This window comes from Streptomyces sp. NPDC002004 (genome assembly GCF_053593975.1).
On sequence record NZ_JBSFDP010000025.1, the window covers coordinates 60833 to 75340 of the forward strand.

Below are 14508 nucleotides of genomic sequence, written 5' to 3' on the forward strand. Positions count from 1 at the left end.
CTCCTCGCCCGAACAGCTTCAGGCCCTCACATCACGGACTGCATGACGATCTGCTCACCCTCTCCTTTCGGTTCCTCGAAGTTGGCCAGGTAGCGGTTGAACAGCGTCTCATCCACGGTTACGGAGTTGGCCCTTTCTTCACCATTGCGCGCTTCGAGGCGATGCTCCAGCGTCGTCCGGTCGGCCTTGAGGTGGACCAGTTCCCAGCGGCATCCGTGGTTCTCGATCAGCGCCTTGTAGTCATCGCGGGCGGCGCGACTCCAGAAGCTGTAGTCCACCACCACGTCGCGCCCTGTCAGCATCAGCTCGACCAGTTCCTGCCGCTGCTCGCGGCGGACCTCTTCCTTGAGCTGATCGAACGCCTCAGTTTCCAGCACCAAGCCGGCGTCACGCTGCCCGAGTCTCTGCCAGACCACCTCGTCGATCGACAGCCGAACGTAACCGCGTCGCACCAACTCCATCGCGTAAGTGGTCTTGCCCGCTCCCGGAAGACCACACATCAGCACCACCGTGCTCGTTTCCTGCGTCACGGAGCCAGGTTAGACCCGAAGACAAGCCACCCAACGTGGCGAGGAGTGCGGCCGCTGGAGCGGCCTTCACCGGCGACCGGCCTGTGACTCAGCGCTTCAGTTGGCCCATGAGCACTGCAGTTGGCGCGGCTTGGCGTCGGAGTTGGCCCGCAGGAAGAGGCGGTGAGCTTCTCATCTGCTGTGACACGCAGTTTTCGGTGCCACGAGGATTCCGTCATCAGTGCGGCATGGGTACGCCTGCAGCGCGGAGCTTGGCCTCGGTCAGCGCAGTCAGCCGGGCCGCGACCGGCGCTTGGTCCCCGCGGTGGTTGTTGATCAGCTTGTACTGGGCCGAAGCCTTAGCCCATGCCTGCAGGCTGGCGTGATCCCCCTGCAGCGCGGGGTTGGCAAGGTAGTGGTCAGCCATGGCGGTCGCGAGTTCTTCGATCCTCGGGTCGTCCGGTTCCCAGGTCTCCGCCTCCCGGCCGCGTTTGGCCAGGTCAACGTACTCGGGGTCGTCGAGGCCGTGTTCGAGCTGGTTCAGGAAGCCGTCGAAGCCCTGCGGTACCAGCGCCCGGGCCAGCACCAGAGCCTCGCGTTGCGCGGCCACATAGTCGGGGCTGAAGCCGAGGCAGTGCATCCGGTCGAGGATCGCGCAGGCGCGGTCGGGCAGCAGGGCCCGGTCGCCGTCGGCGAGCCGGTGCAGCGTGTCGCGGCGGGCGACCAGCTCGTCGATGCGTTCGGTGAGCTGCCGCTCGACGTCGGCGAGCGCGGAGCCGAACTGCGCGGCGTCGGCGTCGAGCATGGGCCCGATCTCGGCCAGCGGCACGCCCGCGGCGGCCAGCGTCCGTGCCTGCACCAGCTGCAGCAGCTCTCCGGAGCCGTATCGCCGGTAGCCGGAGCTGTCCCGTTCCGGCTCCGCGATCAAGCCGAGCTTGTGGTAGTGCCGCACCGTCTTCACTGTGACGCCGACGAACGCCGCCGCCTGCCCGATCGTCACTCCGTTCCTCATCAGCCCAGCTTGCCGCAGAACACCTCGTCGACAAAACGCTGTTGGGCGGTCTGGAATGCCGGTGCTATCGACAGGCCGGCGTCGTCCACCCAGGTCAGCCCGGCGGTCAGGGTCTTGGTGCCATCGGCTGTGCTGTACATCAGCGCCGCCGAGCCCATGGTGGCGCCGTTGTGGTGGAAGACGGTGCCACAGTCTGTTTCCTGCGCGAACACCCCCAGGCCATAGCCGACCGTCGTCTCCGGCGTGCGCATCTCGGCCAGCAGCTCGGCCGGCAGGAGCTTGCCGCCCATCAGCGCGGAAAAGTACGTGTGCAGGTCCCTGGTGGTCGAGATCATGTCACCACCGGCTCCGACCCAGGACAGGTTCTGACGGGTGACATCGACCGTCCGCTCCTGCCCGGCGTCCTCATAGCGGTAGTAGCCGTGGTTGTGCGGCTCGGGGATCTCCGGCGAGGTGCCCGGCGCCACGGTGCCGGTCATCCCCAGCGGCCCCAAGATCAGCCGGTGCAACTCCTCGGGGAACGAACGGCCGGTCACCTTCTCGACCACAAGCCGGGCCAGCACGTAGTTGGTGTTCGCATAGCTCCAGCCCGTACCCGGCGCAAACCGCGCGGGCTTGGACACCGACAGCCGCACCAGCTCTTCGGGCAGGTAAGTCTTGAACCGGTTGTCCACCCACTCCTTACCCTGCCAGGGGACCCCCAGCACGATCGTGCCGTCCTCGTAGAGCTCGCCGGTGTGGTTGAAGATCCCGCTGGTGTGCTGCAGCAGCATCCGCACTGTGATCCGCCGGTCGAGACCGAACTCGGGCAGGTAGTCATCGGCCGGGGTATCCAGGCCGATCCTGCCCTCGGCCACCAGCAAGAGCACCGAGGTGGCGACGAAGTTCTTGGTGCTGCTGCCGATGCGGAAGTGCCCGTTCGTCAGCGGCTTGGCGCTCTGACCCAGCTTGCGCACACCGGCACTGCCGACCCACTCGCCCTTCTCGTCGTTCACCCGGAGCTGGACCCCGACGAAACCGGACTCGACCAACTCCTCGATCGCCTTCTGCAGCTCCAGACGATCCTGCCCCCGGCCGGAAAGGTTGGTGGACATGTTGCTCCTTCACATCGGTTGTGCCCGGGTCGGCGTCGTGCCGATGCGACGAGCGTCCACTCTGTCCCAAGGTCAACCTCAACTGTGATCCAGCCCACAGTCGCTTCCGGTCGGCACGACTGTCAGCGAGAACTCCCCGCCCCACTCCGGATCCTGGCCGCCGCCTCGCTGCCCCGCGATGGCGATTCGCCCGACCAGTGCTTCACGAGGACAGCTCCGGCCACATGCTCATCCACCACCCTGCGGGCCAACTACAGCGCTCAGTGGTCAACCAGCCCGCTCAGTCACACGACCTACCCGGCGAACCAATGCGGTCAGAGCACTAGGCATGGAGGGAGCCTATGTAGCTGTGACCATGACCGCCCGCGAATTGCCCGACGGGGAGAACACCGCCCGGAGACCCTCCCGCCATCTCACCTTCGGCCTCCGCATGTAGGTCGAGCTGCACCTACCCGTCGTCGGAACAAGTAGCCAGGGCGCATGATCGGGCGGACAAGGCTTGGTCGTTCGCACCAGCTGGCGCCGTTTGGCTGTGCTGGGGAAGCAGTGTCTGCAAGTACGCCTGAGCAGCTGCATCCTTCGAGTAGAAGCGGGTGCCTCTGGTGCCCCGAGTGGCGAGTACCCGGTAGGTGTTGAGCGCGTACCGCAGGTAGCGATGCGGTGGGAGGTCGCGCAGCTGGGAGTCGCGGCTTTCCTCAGGGTGAGCGATCCACCGCTCACCTCGCCAGAAGAGGTCCCCGCCCATGATGACGGCGTTGTAGGCGGACTCCATGCCCTGGGCTGTGTAGATGCAGCCGACCTGGTCATGGCCGCCGGTGTCAGTGGCCCAGAAGGGACGGGCCGGCACGTCAGCAGGGCGGTCGAATGCGGGCTCGTCGGCGCGGGAGTTCCACGGGCGTGCCCAGGTACGTGGCCCCTCCGGCCCGTCCCAGGTGATCGCTACTTCGGGCAGCAGGGGTGGAGTCGGTGGAGAGTCTCATGGCCAGCAGAAGCCAGCAGTCACCCGCACGGTCCGGCCGCCGCTGATGTATTCAGCAACCCAGTGCTCAAGCTGCTCGGGGTCTGCTGCGACGGCCAGGTCGTAGTCGCTGCCCTCCCAGACCGAGGCGGACCCCTCAGGCTGGAAGAGGCGATCGAACCACTGTTGGTAAGCACGTGAGCCGTTGCAGCGGAACTGGCTGACCAGGTCGATGTGGGCGAAGGACGATCCGGTGCGCTGCTCGTGCTGTCGAAGTTGCTTGAGAGGGAGGCCTTCCGTCGGCCGCACGATCTGTCGCTCGTCGAGGAACAGCACCGTCACGGCGGCCCGTTCGAGGACTTGCCCAGAGTCACAGGGAACGCGCCGTGCCGGTGGTCAGGGTAGGTACGGGCGCGGCGGGCCCCGGCCAGGAGGACCACGCTGTCACCGGTGACCCCGACCGGGACCTTGTCGAGGAATGTGGTGATGAGGCCTTCACCGCGACGTACTGGTCGCCGAACACAAGGAACGCGCCCGCATCCGCAGTGAGAACGGCATCCACTGGGGCAGCCGACCGGCTCTCGCCGCGTGATCAGGCAACATGGCGAACGTTCCAGGTCACAGGCCTCCCGCCGCGGATTTGTCTGGGCTACTTGACCAGCCGGAAGGCGGGTTGCCCAACCCAGGCCCGCAGGAACTCCGCCGTTCCCAGCGCCATCCAGTCGTCGTCCGCGATCCCCAACACCCCCGGAAGGCCGGCGACCACCGACGCCTGTCCCTCCAGCAGCTCGGCTTTGGCCACGCCTCCGATGACGTCCATGACAGCGGCGGTCAGCAAGGCCGTGGCCACGTGGTCGATCTCGCGATTGCAGCCGGCGCTGACATTGACGGCATGCGTCGGTCTGAAGCCGAGGATGGCCTCCACCTCCGGCTCGTCCGCGTGCTCAGCCTCGAAGAGGCTCTCATCGCCGACACCCGGCCCCATCAAGTAGACCAGGAAGGGCCGACGCCAGTCCTCGCGCTGTGGATTGAATCCCACCAGGGCCGTGAGCTCCTCGTCCGCGGAGGTGTTGCCGAGGAGTGAAAGCGGGAACGGCTTTCGCCAGTCCTCCTCTCGCCTGTCCTCGACGCCCAGTCGCTCTGCGGACACGTTGACGTCGAAGAACCCGGGCCGCTTCTCGTCGAAGTGGGAGGAGAGCACCAGCATCAACGCGCAGAACTCCCGCAGCTCAGCCGGGGAGAGCGGCTCCGCCAACTCGATCACCAACGTCGGACCAGACATGCTGAGAGCCTAGTTTGATCGGTTCCGCGACCGCTCAGCACATTCCCACACCGAGTCCAGCCGGTCAGGGCACCGACACCGCCAACCCGGCGAACCCATGCGGTCAGAGCACCAGCAGCGCATCGAGCCTTCTACGCGTTGTAGCCGGCAGGCCCTACGCACCCGCGCCGAGCCCTCGTTGCGGCCAGTCGGGAGCAGGGTCCTCGGCAAGCAACGGTCGGAGGGCTCCGAGAACCGCACCGATGCAGACGTCGCGCAACTGGGTGCGGCTACATGTCTCGTGGGTGAGCCAGTCGACGCAGAGGACCTGGACGAAGACCAGCCAGCTCTTCAGGACGCCGGACACGGCCTCGCGGGCACTCTCGTCCGCGAGTGGGAGTACGGCCAGCAGCCGCGCACGGAGCGCGTCCAGTTCGTTCGTCATGATCGTCTGGATCACCGGGTCGCCCGCGAGGACCCGGTTCGCAGCGAGGACGGCGTTGCGGTTGGCCACGAAGTAGTCGAGATGGACCTCCATCCCCTGGATGAGTTGTTCCACCAGGGGGTCGGCAGCATCGAGCCGCGTCTCGGCGAGCAGCTGGTCGGCCGCCTGCTGGTAGACGGCTGCGAAGAGGGCGTGCTTGCTGGGGAAGTGACGGTAGAGCAAGGCCCGGGAGACGCCCGCCTCTTCGGCGACCTCCTCCATCAGTACGTCGGCGTACGGGTGTGCGGCGAAGAGCCGAGCGCCGACGGCAAGGAGTTGGGCGCGGCGGTCGGCGGGGGTGAGCCGCTGGCGGGGAGACACGAATGAAGTCTAGTTGACAAGCGTCTACTAGCGCGCCCAATCTAGTAGACGCATGTCAACTAAGGTTCCGCCAGTACGGCTTGGAGGGGTTGTGGCCAGAACTCTGCGCGTTCTCACACAGCTGATGGGCTTGGCTTGCGTGGCGATCGGCCTGTTCCACGTGGCACTGGGCAACGCGGCGATCCCTGGGGCCGGTTCCGCCGGACCGACGGTCGACAGCTGGGGCCGGTTCATGGGGGCAAGCTTCGTCGGCTACGGGCTGGCCTGGCTCTGGGCCGCGCGGCAGCGCCCGGTCCCGGCTCGGGCGGTGCGGTGGCTGGCCGGCGTTTTTCTGCTGGGCGGCGCGGGTCGACTGCTCTCGCTCGCCGTGCACGGCCGGCCGCAGTGGTTCCAGATCGCGCTGACTGTGATCGAGCTCGGCCTGCCACCCGTGTTCTTCTGGCTGGCTGATGCAGAGGAGCGGGCACTGCGCAGCGACGTGGAGGCCGTGTCCGCCGGTCAGTGAACGCGCGTGAACCCTTCCCTGAGCCCTTGGGCCGCCACGCCCGAGGCCGGCGCCGGATCCCCAGCAGCCCCCTCCACCTTGCCCTCTTGGGTCTCGGTGGCCATGGGGCGCCTGAGGCATTTCACGGCACCGGCATCCGCGACTCGAGGATGCCCGATGGCGCCGCGCTGCTCGTCACCCCGGCTGCGTTCGCCGCCTTCGTGACCGAGGCCGCCACCGGGCGCTCCACCCGCTGACATCCACAGCACAGGCCCGGCTCCCCCACGGCGCATGCGGGGGAACCGGGCCTGTGTTGTGCAGCCGTACCCATTGGTGCCCGCAGCCTGCCGCCGCAGAACACACACCATGTTCGGCGACAAACGCCGATCAGGCGGGGGTGATGTTCTCCGCCTGCGGGCCCTTCTGGCCCTGGCCGACGTCGAACGTCACCCTCTGGCCTTCCTGCAGCTCACGGAAGCCGGAGGCATTGATGTTGGAGTAGTGCGCGAAGACGTCCGGCCCGCCGCCGTCCTGAGAGATGAAGCCGAAACCCTTTTCGGCGTTGAACCACTTGACGGTTCCGCTGGCCATGCTGAGCCTTCCAGTCGATCCCGGACCCGCACCGCGCGGGCCCGAAGCAGATGCCCCGGTCCCGCACCGCACAGCAAGGCGCCCACGCCAGGGCGCGGGCGGGCACTGCGAACCAGAACATCCGACGGCGACGCTACACGGCGAAACCGGCTCCCACCAGAGAGCAACGGTCACCATCCGGTAGGCGTACTCCACGGGCGCGCGGCATCGGCGCACTGTCGGGTGCTCGTCGCCCAGAGCAGTTCCGTCGGTCCCCGCAAACCGCGTGGCCCCGTTGAGCGCGGTGCACCGCCGACTCGAGAAAGCCGGCCGGGCCGATGACCTGCGCTGTGGGGCCCGGATCTCACGGGCCGGGCCCCAGGGCCAGGAGGACCTGGCAGATCGCATACACCGCCCTACGGCTGGTCGGCAGCGGTACCGGGAGGTGTACGGGAACGGGCGTGGGAGCGGAAGTGGCCCGCGAGGGCGGCAGGAGTGGTGAGGCGGTCCCGCGCGGCGTGCGATCGGAGCGCGGGACCGCCAGGCCCGGCTGTCCTGTCAGAGCCGGGCACTGGAACCGTACGAAAGAGCACCACGGTTCGCACGCTCAGCGGTGCGGGCGGGTGTCTGGCGCCCGCGCATGCGCTCGTCCGCCGACCAGCGCAGGTATGGGGCCTGGGAGCATGCGAGCGGCAGAATCCGCCCCGGGGACAGGGCCTGGGACGGCACCCGCAAGGCACGGGCCGCTTGTATGCGCCGGACTGTCAGCTGGCAGTGGACTGCTCGAACGCCTGTCGTGCGTCGTTCAGGACCCTCTGCCAGGACGTAACCTCTGGCCGACGGCGCAGAAGGGCCCTGCGCTCGCGTTCGGTCATGCCGCCCCAGATGCCGAACTCGATGCGCTGATCGAGTGCTTCGGCCAGGCACTCGGTGCGCACCGCGCATCCGGTGCACACCGTCTTCGCCTGGTTCTGTCCGGCGCCCGGGGTGAAGAGTTCGTCGGGGTCGGTGCCCCGGCAGGCCGCGTGCTCGGCCCATTGTGCGATGGTCATGGCTCCCCCTCAGCTTTACTCGACGACCCTACGTTGCTCACCTGAACCAACGTTCATGAGCTCGGGTTTGTTCAACACGGTGAGGAACAGCGGCGCGGGCGGGGCCGGGTGGTGGACAGTGGTGGTGGGTTCTCGTACGGGGTGTGTTCTGGGGGACATCAGCCGTAGGCAGCTGGGGTGGGTAGCATCCGCGCAACACACCAGGGAACAAAAGGGAGCGTGAACTGCCGTGGCCGACGAGCCAGCCAGCATCTCCATCCAGAACCGGTACGCGCCTCAGTTTGCCGCCGACCTCGAGAAGAACCTCGCCGAACAGGAGGAGCTGCGCACGCGGTTGGAACAGCTCAGGTCGGAGGAGGCGTGGCTGCGTAGCGTGCAGGGCACCCTGCCCGCCGAGGGAGCCGGCCCCGCCGCCACGGCACAACCGTCCGCCGGCCCGGCATCCGCCACGGCACAGGAGACGTCCGCCCCCGCGAAGGAGGCGCCTGTCCCGCAGCCGCGGCAGGAGGAAACCAGCAGCCCTGCCACCCCGGCGAAGAAGACGGGCCGGGCCAGGAAGTCCGCGGCGGCCAAGACCACCACCGCGACCGCGGCCAAGACGGCGCCGAAGAAGACCGCGAAGAGGGCCGCCGTCCAGAAGACGGCAGCGAAGAAGACCGAGGCGTCGGCGAAGAAGACCATGGGCACGACCGGTGAGCCTCCGCTGGGCACCATCCTGCTAAGCATCCTGGAGAGCACCACGGGTGAACCGCGCACCGCGGGCGAAGTTACCAGCGACCTGGAAAAGGCGTTCCCTGCGCGGGCCCGTGACGTCAACACGGTACGCAACACCCTGGAGCGTCTCGTCGCCAAGAGCCGCATCGAGCGGTCGAAGCAGGGAAGCACCGTGTACTACAGCGTGCCGCAGCCGCAGTCGCAGGCCGACGCGCAGGAGAAACGAGTGGGCGAGGAGAGCGAGAAGGTACCAACGCAGGTGTGACACGGCGTCACCGTGCGAGGGTCCATGCCGCTGGCAGCGGTATGTCGCGCAGGAGGCCCGCAGCAACGGGGCGAGGCCGAGGTGTGTGGCGCTGCCGCATGCCGGAGCCGTTCTTCAGCCGTGGGGGCGGGCACTGTGCGGTGCGTGCTGCGTGCCCGGGTGCGACTCAGGCCGGGCGGGTGACCCGGTGCGACGAAGGCCCGGCTTCGTGCTGAGAGCTGGAAGTCCAGTTCAGGCGACCGCTTGACAATGAAGTCAAGCAGTCGCTTGAGTTCTAGCGTGAGGCCAGAGAAAACGGACCTTCGCCGCGAGGCCGGTCAGCGAACGCGGGATGATCTGTTGGCGGCTGCTCTAGAGCTGCTTGCGCAACGGGGGCAGGAAGGCGTGACCCTCCGTGAGATCACCCAGAACGCCGGAGCCAACGTCGCCGCGGTGAGTTACCACTTCGGATCGCTGAAGGCACTGTGCGATGTGGCGATCGAGCACGCGCTGGAGCGATACCTGGACGCGCAGATTCGGGAGCTCGACGCCCTGGCGGGGAGCGCGACGCTGAGCGAGTTGGCCGAGGCGTTCGCACGGCCCATGGTGAGCGCGCTCGTGGCCGGGGGGCGGGATCTGGCCGTGATGCGGACCGTGGCGCGGGTGGGGATCGATCCGCCCGAAGGGTGGGAGAGGCTGGCCGGGAAATTCGAGCAGGCCCGACGCCAGGCGGTGCGGGTACTGTCGGCGAGCCTTCCCGAGACCGACGAGCGGGAGCTCGTCTTCCGTGTCCGCTGTGCGGCCGGAATGCTCAATTGGCTCGCACTGGCGCCCATCGGGGCCGAGCTGGGCGCCGAGCCCGCCGAGCGGGTGGAGCGGATGCTCATCCCCGTGGTGGCCGGAGCGTTTCGGGGAGCCCCGGTGAGCGCCTGATACCGCAGATCGGGCCGCTCCGGCCCGGCTCCACTATGAATTCAATCACTTGCTTGACAAGACAGCCAATCCCGCCCACAATTTCAATCAAGCATTTGAATGGATTCTCTCGCACGGGAGGGCACCATGAACACCGACGCGGAGACCGTGGTCCGGGCGGCGTACCGAGCGGCCGAGGGCAGCGTCATGGACGTGCAAGGTTTCGTGGACCTGTTCGCCGAGGACGGCGTCTTCAACAACATCGCCGCCGGCGAGAGCTACCGCGGTGAGCACCTTGGCGACCTGGTCGCCTTCATGGGCGCACTCGCCCCCGACGTGCACCGCGAACTGCACCGGTTCCATGTCATGGGCAATGTCGTCGCCGTCGAGCTGACGATCCAGGGCACCGTCACCGGGCCCTTCGAGACACCCGCCGGCACCATCCGGCCGACCGGCGCCGAGCTCAACATCCCTACGGCCGACTTCTGGTACATCGAGAGCGGCAGGATCAAGGAGTTCAACTGCTACGTCGGCCTCAGCGTGATGCTCGCCCAGCTCGGCGTGCAGCCCGACTTCGCCTCCGCCGTCACCGCGTCGGCCACCGTGCCGAGCTGACCGAACCGCTCCGGTCGACCCCCGCACCGTGCTGCCGGGCACCACGCCCGCCCGCTCACCGACCTTCCGGACAGCGCGTGTCCCGCAGCCGTAAGGCGCCACGAAAAGGCAGGCCATCCATGCCCACCATCGGCATCATCCTCGGCAGCACCCGGCCCAACCGCGTCGGAGACCAGGTGGCACGCTGGGTCCTCGACCACGCCTCGCGCCGGACCGACGCCGGCTTCGAGTTGCTCGATCTGCGCGACCACCCCCTCCCCCACCTCGACGAGCCGATGCCGCCCTCCCTCGGCCAGTACCACAACGAGCACACCCGGCGCTGGGCGGAGACCATCGCCGTGTACGACGGATTCGTCATCGTCACCCCCGAGTACAACCACGGCGTCCCCGGTGTCCTGAAGAACGCCCTGGACTACCTCTACGCCGAATGGAACAACAAGGCCCTCGGCCTGGTCTCCTACGGCGCCGCAGGCGGCGCACGGTCCGCCGAACAACTGCGCCTGGCCGCCGCCGAACTCCAGATGGCCGACGTACGCCAGCAGGTCATGCTCTCCCTGTTCACCGACTTCCAGGACTTCAGCGTCTTCAAACCCGGCGACCACCACCTGCGTTCGCTGGACACCATGCTCGACCAGGTCATCGCCTGGACCTCGGCCCTCGCCCCGCTTCGGACGGCCCCGGCCGTCGCGACCTGACCCAGTCGGCCGCGCGGACCGGTGGACCTCCACCACAGCGACCGACCAGCCCACACGAACGGACTCACCATGACCAGGTCCCCCGCCGATCTGATGCGAGTCAACCTTCTCGAGGTGTTCAACGAACCCGACCCGGATCGACGGGCCGCGGTCATCGCCGAGAACTACGCCGAAGACGTGGTGTGGCATGAACCGGACCGCATCAACCGCGGGCGCACGGACCTCGCGCGCCGCGCCACAGAGTTGCGTGGCGAGAACCCGGACTGGGTCTTCCGGCCCGCCGGCCCCGCGTCGGGGCTCGACGACATCGGCCACCTCGGTTTCGAGTACGGCCCGGTCGACGGTCAGCTGCCGATGGTCAGCGGCATGGATATCGCCCGTACCAGGAACAGCGTCATCATCGAGCTCTACACGATCGTCACGGAGATCCGTCAGCCGTCCTAGGTAGAACGCGACAGCAACGGCCGACGGGGCGTCGGTGGCCTGCACTTCGACGGCACGGGCCACGAGGCCCGGCAAGCCCAATCACGTCCCGGTCACTCGGTTGCGCTGTCGGGGATCGGTATCAACGCGTTCCGGTTTCGCGTGCAGACCCTCGCCGAGGGTTCATGCCGTGCTTCTCGTGTTTGCCGGAGCAGAAGGGACGCTGCAGGAGATCCGCGTGCCCGAGGAGGCGATCGCGCAGAGCGGGATCTCTGCTCTCACCAGCCGTTTCGAGGCGGCGGTCTGCTGATCCTCAACACCGTGCAAGGGGGGAGGCTCCGCCATTTGCGGGCGTCAGCTTCGGTGCGACTGGCGCAGTCCTGCGAGGAGGAGTGTGATCAGTCGGCGCGCGTCGTAGCGGGGGTCGCTGTCGGTGCCGATGCAGAGGTTTCCGATGCCGCGCATGAGGTGGTAGGCGTCGAGGTCGGGGCGGATCTCGCCGGCTGCGCTCGCGGCGTCGAGGAGCTGGGTGCACACCGGCACGAGGCGGTCGAGGAAGTAGGTGTGCAGGGTCTCGAAGCCGGTGCTGTCTGCCTGCATCGCGGCGGCCAGGCCGTGTTTGGTGACCAGGAAGTCGACGAAGAGATCGACCCAGCTTTCGAGGGCGGCGAAGGGTGTCGGGCCGGCCGCCAGCAGGGCGGGGCCGGCTTCGGCGCAGGTGTCGACCTGGTGGCGGTAGACGGCGATGACGAGGTCGGCCCGGTTGGGGAAGTGGCGGTAGAAGGTGCCCAGTCCGACGCCGGCCTTGGCGGCGATCTCGCGTACCGGTGCGTCCACGCCTGAGGTGACGAAGACCGCGGCGGCGGCGTCCAGCAGGGTCTGCTGATTGCGCCGGGCGTCCTTGCGCTTGGAGACGGCCGAACTTCCCTGGCGCGGGCTGCTCTCGTTCACCGGAGCACTCCTCTCGTGACTGACCTTGCAAAGCGGAACTGCGTTCCGTATCGTATGTGGAACAAGGTTCCGCTTCGTCCATAATGCCAGACCAGGGGACCGGCCGTCAGGCCGTCGTCTCCGCGCCCCTGCCGGGGAGCTGGAAGAACATCGGGGCGTGGATGCCGCGCGTGACAAGCGCACCCGCTCCCCTCCCGGTCGGCGCCGCCGACCGTCGGCCCCCAGCCCAAGCCTTGAAGACACCGATCGGAAGGCCCTCTCATGTCCGACTCAAATGCCGTGAACGCGCAGAATCCCGCCGGCGGCCCCACCGCGGTGGTGTCCGTGAAGCCGGTCGTCCTACCCGCCCCGAGCGGCCGTGGCGAGGAACTCCAGGTCCGCGTGTCCGCCCCCGCGGCCGGCGGCGAACTGCCCGTCGTCGTCTTCTCCCACGGCTTCGGCTGGTCGATGAACGGCTACGCCCCGCTGGCCGACCACTGGGCCGCCCACGGCTTCGTGGTCGTCCAGCCGACCCACCTGGACTCCCGGACACTCGCCATCCCTGCGCAGGACCCCCGCACCCCGAGGATATGGCGCTACCGCATCGAGGACATCACGCACGTACTGGACGGACTCGACGCCCTGGAGGCGTCCGTCCCCAGCCTCGCCGGCCGTGTCGACACAAGCCGCATCGCCGTCGCCGGCCACTCCTGGGGAGCCCAGACCGTGAGCGCCCTGCTGGGCGCACGTGTCCTCGACGCCGACGGCGTACCCGGCGACGACATGTCCGACCCCCGCGTCAAAGCAGGGGTGCTGCTGGCGCTGACCGGCCTGGGCGATGACCTCACCCCGTTCGCCGCCGAGCACTTCCCCTTCATGAAGCCGTCGTTCGCCACCATGAGCACCCCGGCCCTCATCGTCGCCGGCGACCACGACCAGTCCCACCTGTCCACCCGCGGACCGGACTGGTTCACCGACCCCTACACCTACAGCCCGGGCGGCAAGAGCCTGCTCACGCTGTTCGGGGCCGAACACTCGCTCGGCGGCATCCCCGGCCACGATGTCGCCGAGACCACCGACGAGAACCCTGCGCGCGTGGCCCTGATCCAGCAGCTCACCACGGCCTTCCTGCACAGCGCCCTCCAGGACGACGACGCCGGATGGAAGGCAGTGACCGCCTCGCTCGAGGCGGACCCCGAGCCGCTCGGAACCCTGTGGAGCAAGTGAACAACCGCCCCCACCGCCAACGACCGATACGGGAACACGTAAGGACTTGTGATGATCCTCGTCACCGGAGGCTTCGGCTTCATCGGATCCCATACCGTGCGCGCCCTGCTGGACCTGGGCGAAGACTCCGTCGTGGTCCAGCGCCGCGCCCGCGAACTCCCGCCCGTACTCGCCGGAACACGGGTGAAGGTCGAGCAGGCGGACATCACCGACCGCGACGCCCTACTCGCCGTCGGCCGCCGCCACGACATCACCGGCATCCTCCACCTGGCCGGCTCCCACCCCTGGCCGCCTGTCCCCGACGCGCCCGTCGAGGCGACCCGGCAGGCGCTCGGCGGGCTGCTGAACGTCGCCGAGACTGCCCAGAAGTGGGGCGTACAGCGCCTCGGCATCGCCAGCACGATCGGCGTCTACCTCGGCGCCGCCGGCGACGGACCGCTGCGCGAGGACGCCCCGCTGTCGATGACCGCGCCCGTCTCCATCCCCACCTTCAAGAAGGTCGGCGAAATGCTCGGCGGGTTCCTCGCCGACACCACCGGCCTCGACATCGTCAACTACCGCATCTCCGGCACCTGGGGCCCGCTCGGCCACCCCGACCCCTTCTTCGCCGCGCCCGCCCTGATCCACGCCGCCGCCCGCGGCACCGCACCGGACCTCACCCACCTCGTCCACCCGGCCTGCGCCGAAGACGGGCTCGACCTCACCTACGTCAAGGACACCGGGAGGGCGATCGCCCTCCTCCAGCTCGCGGACACGCTGAACCACCGCACCTACAACGTCGGATCCGGCCGCGCCACCACCAACGCCCAGATCAGCCAGGCAATCAGGAAGACGGTCCCCGGCGCACAGGTCGACCTCCCCACCGGAGACGCCGCACCGCACCTGGTACTCGACATCAGCCGCCTCAAGGAAGACACCGGCTACCGGCCCGAGTACGACACCGAGCGAGCCGCTGCCGAGTACATCGCTTGGCTGCGCGCAGGCCACGACAACTGAACCCAAC

Annotated in this window: 17 protein-coding genes and 1 pseudogene; 9 read left to right on the forward strand and 9 right to left on the reverse strand. The window is 68.2% G+C overall.

The window, feature by feature from the left end; genetic code table 11:
• Positions 1-26 precede the first annotated feature (26 nt).
• From ACWCP6_RS27780 to ACWCP6_RS27805, 6 genes and pseudogenes are all read right to left on the reverse strand, one after another.
• Positions 27-530 carry an AAA family ATPase gene (locus ACWCP6_RS27780; protein WP_450935307.1) on the reverse strand — a complete coding sequence of 168 codons (504 nt, stop codon included), beginning with the start codon at positions 528-530 and terminating at the stop codon, positions 27-29.
• A gap of 217 nt (positions 531-747) precedes the next feature.
• Positions 748-1521: a MerR family transcriptional regulator gene (locus ACWCP6_RS27785; RefSeq protein WP_450935308.1), complete on the reverse strand. Its 774-nt coding sequence runs from the start codon at positions 1519-1521 to the stop codon at positions 748-750.
• Positions 1521-2615: a serine hydrolase domain-containing protein gene (locus ACWCP6_RS27790; protein ID WP_450935309.1), complete on the reverse strand. Its 1095-nt coding sequence runs from the start codon at positions 2613-2615 to the stop codon at positions 1521-1523. Before ACWCP6_RS27790 ends, ACWCP6_RS27785 begins: the two co-directional genes overlap by 1 nt.
• Before the next feature lie 448 nt (positions 2616-3063).
• Positions 3064-3915 (reverse strand): annotated as a pseudogene (locus ACWCP6_RS27795) (DNA/RNA helicase domain-containing protein).
• Positions 3916-4222: 307 nt separating this feature from the next.
• Positions 4223-4855, reverse strand: a complete 633-nt coding sequence (locus ACWCP6_RS27800) for a DUF6368 family protein (protein ID WP_450935310.1) — start codon at positions 4853-4855, stop codon at positions 4223-4225.
• 154 nt (positions 4856-5009) lie between these two features.
• Positions 5010-5639, reverse strand: coding sequence for a TetR/AcrR family transcriptional regulator (locus ACWCP6_RS27805; protein WP_450935311.1), 630 nt, complete (start codon positions 5637-5639; stop codon positions 5010-5012).
• Positions 5640-5730: 91 nt separating this feature from the next.
• On the opposite strand from ACWCP6_RS27805, the gene ACWCP6_RS27810 reads away from it, so the two are divergent.
• Both ACWCP6_RS27810 and ACWCP6_RS27815 read left to right on the forward strand, forming a co-directional pair.
• A complete protein-coding gene (locus tag ACWCP6_RS27810; RefSeq protein ID WP_450935312.1) occupies positions 5731-6144 on the forward strand; it encodes a DUF4345 domain-containing protein in 414 nt (137 codons plus the stop codon).
• Positions 6141-6380 carry a DUF397 domain-containing protein gene (locus ACWCP6_RS27815; protein ID WP_450935313.1) on the forward strand — a complete coding sequence of 80 codons (240 nt, stop codon included), beginning with the start codon at positions 6141-6143 and terminating at the stop codon, positions 6378-6380. Before ACWCP6_RS27810 ends, ACWCP6_RS27815 begins: the two co-directional genes overlap by 4 nt.
• A 130-nt stretch (positions 6381-6510) precedes the next feature.
• Here the strand turns inward: ACWCP6_RS27815 and ACWCP6_RS27820 are convergent, their stop codons facing one another.
• Positions 6511-6714: a cold-shock protein gene (locus ACWCP6_RS27820; RefSeq protein ID WP_362686226.1), complete on the reverse strand. Its 204-nt coding sequence runs from the start codon at positions 6712-6714 to the stop codon at positions 6511-6513.
• A gap of 743 nt (positions 6715-7457) precedes the next feature.
• The gene (locus tag ACWCP6_RS27825; protein ID WP_450935314.1) at positions 7458-7745 is read right to left on the reverse strand and encodes a WhiB family transcriptional regulator; all 288 of its coding nucleotides are present in this window, start codon (positions 7743-7745) and stop codon (positions 7458-7460) included.
• A 229-nt stretch (positions 7746-7974) separates the two neighbouring features.
• Between ACWCP6_RS27825 and ACWCP6_RS27830 the strand changes: the two genes are divergently transcribed.
• From ACWCP6_RS27830 to ACWCP6_RS27850, 5 genes are all read left to right on the forward strand, one after another.
• On the forward strand, positions 7975-8724 hold the full coding sequence (locus ACWCP6_RS27830) for a hypothetical protein (protein ID WP_450935315.1): 750 nt from the start codon (positions 7975-7977) through the stop codon (positions 8722-8724).
• Positions 8725-8973: 249 nt separating this feature from the next.
• Positions 8974-9636 carry a TetR/AcrR family transcriptional regulator gene (locus tag ACWCP6_RS27835; protein ID WP_450935316.1) on the forward strand — a complete coding sequence of 221 codons (663 nt, stop codon included), beginning with the start codon at positions 8974-8976 and terminating at the stop codon, positions 9634-9636.
• A 126-nt stretch (positions 9637-9762) separates the two neighbouring features.
• On the forward strand, positions 9763-10230 hold the full coding sequence (locus ACWCP6_RS27840) for an ester cyclase (protein ID WP_450935317.1): 468 nt from the start codon (positions 9763-9765) through the stop codon (positions 10228-10230).
• 119 nt (positions 10231-10349) lie between these two features.
• The gene (locus tag ACWCP6_RS27845; RefSeq protein WP_450935318.1) at positions 10350-10925 is read left to right on the forward strand and encodes an NADPH-dependent FMN reductase; all 576 of its coding nucleotides are present in this window, start codon (positions 10350-10352) and stop codon (positions 10923-10925) included.
• Positions 10926-10994: 69 nt separating this feature from the next.
• The gene (locus tag ACWCP6_RS27850; protein WP_450935319.1) at positions 10995-11369 is read left to right on the forward strand and encodes a nuclear transport factor 2 family protein; all 375 of its coding nucleotides are present in this window, start codon (positions 10995-10997) and stop codon (positions 11367-11369) included.
• Positions 11370-11702: 333 nt separating this feature from the next.
• On the opposite strand, the gene ACWCP6_RS27855 is transcribed toward ACWCP6_RS27850, so the two are convergent.
• The gene (locus tag ACWCP6_RS27855; RefSeq protein ID WP_450935320.1) at positions 11703-12299 is read right to left on the reverse strand and encodes a TetR/AcrR family transcriptional regulator; all 597 of its coding nucleotides are present in this window, start codon (positions 12297-12299) and stop codon (positions 11703-11705) included.
• 261 nt (positions 12300-12560) lie between these two features.
• Between ACWCP6_RS27855 and ACWCP6_RS27860 the strand changes: the two genes are divergently transcribed.
• Positions 12561-13505 (forward strand): alpha/beta hydrolase family protein, encoded by a 945-nt coding sequence (locus tag ACWCP6_RS27860; RefSeq protein WP_450935321.1) that lies wholly within the window; start codon positions 12561-12563, stop codon positions 13503-13505.
• A gap of 51 nt (positions 13506-13556) precedes the next feature.
• Positions 13557-14501 carry an NAD-dependent epimerase/dehydratase family protein gene (locus ACWCP6_RS27865; RefSeq protein WP_450935322.1) on the forward strand — a complete coding sequence of 315 codons (945 nt, stop codon included), beginning with the start codon at positions 13557-13559 and terminating at the stop codon, positions 14499-14501.
• Positions 14502-14508 lie beyond the last annotated feature (7 nt).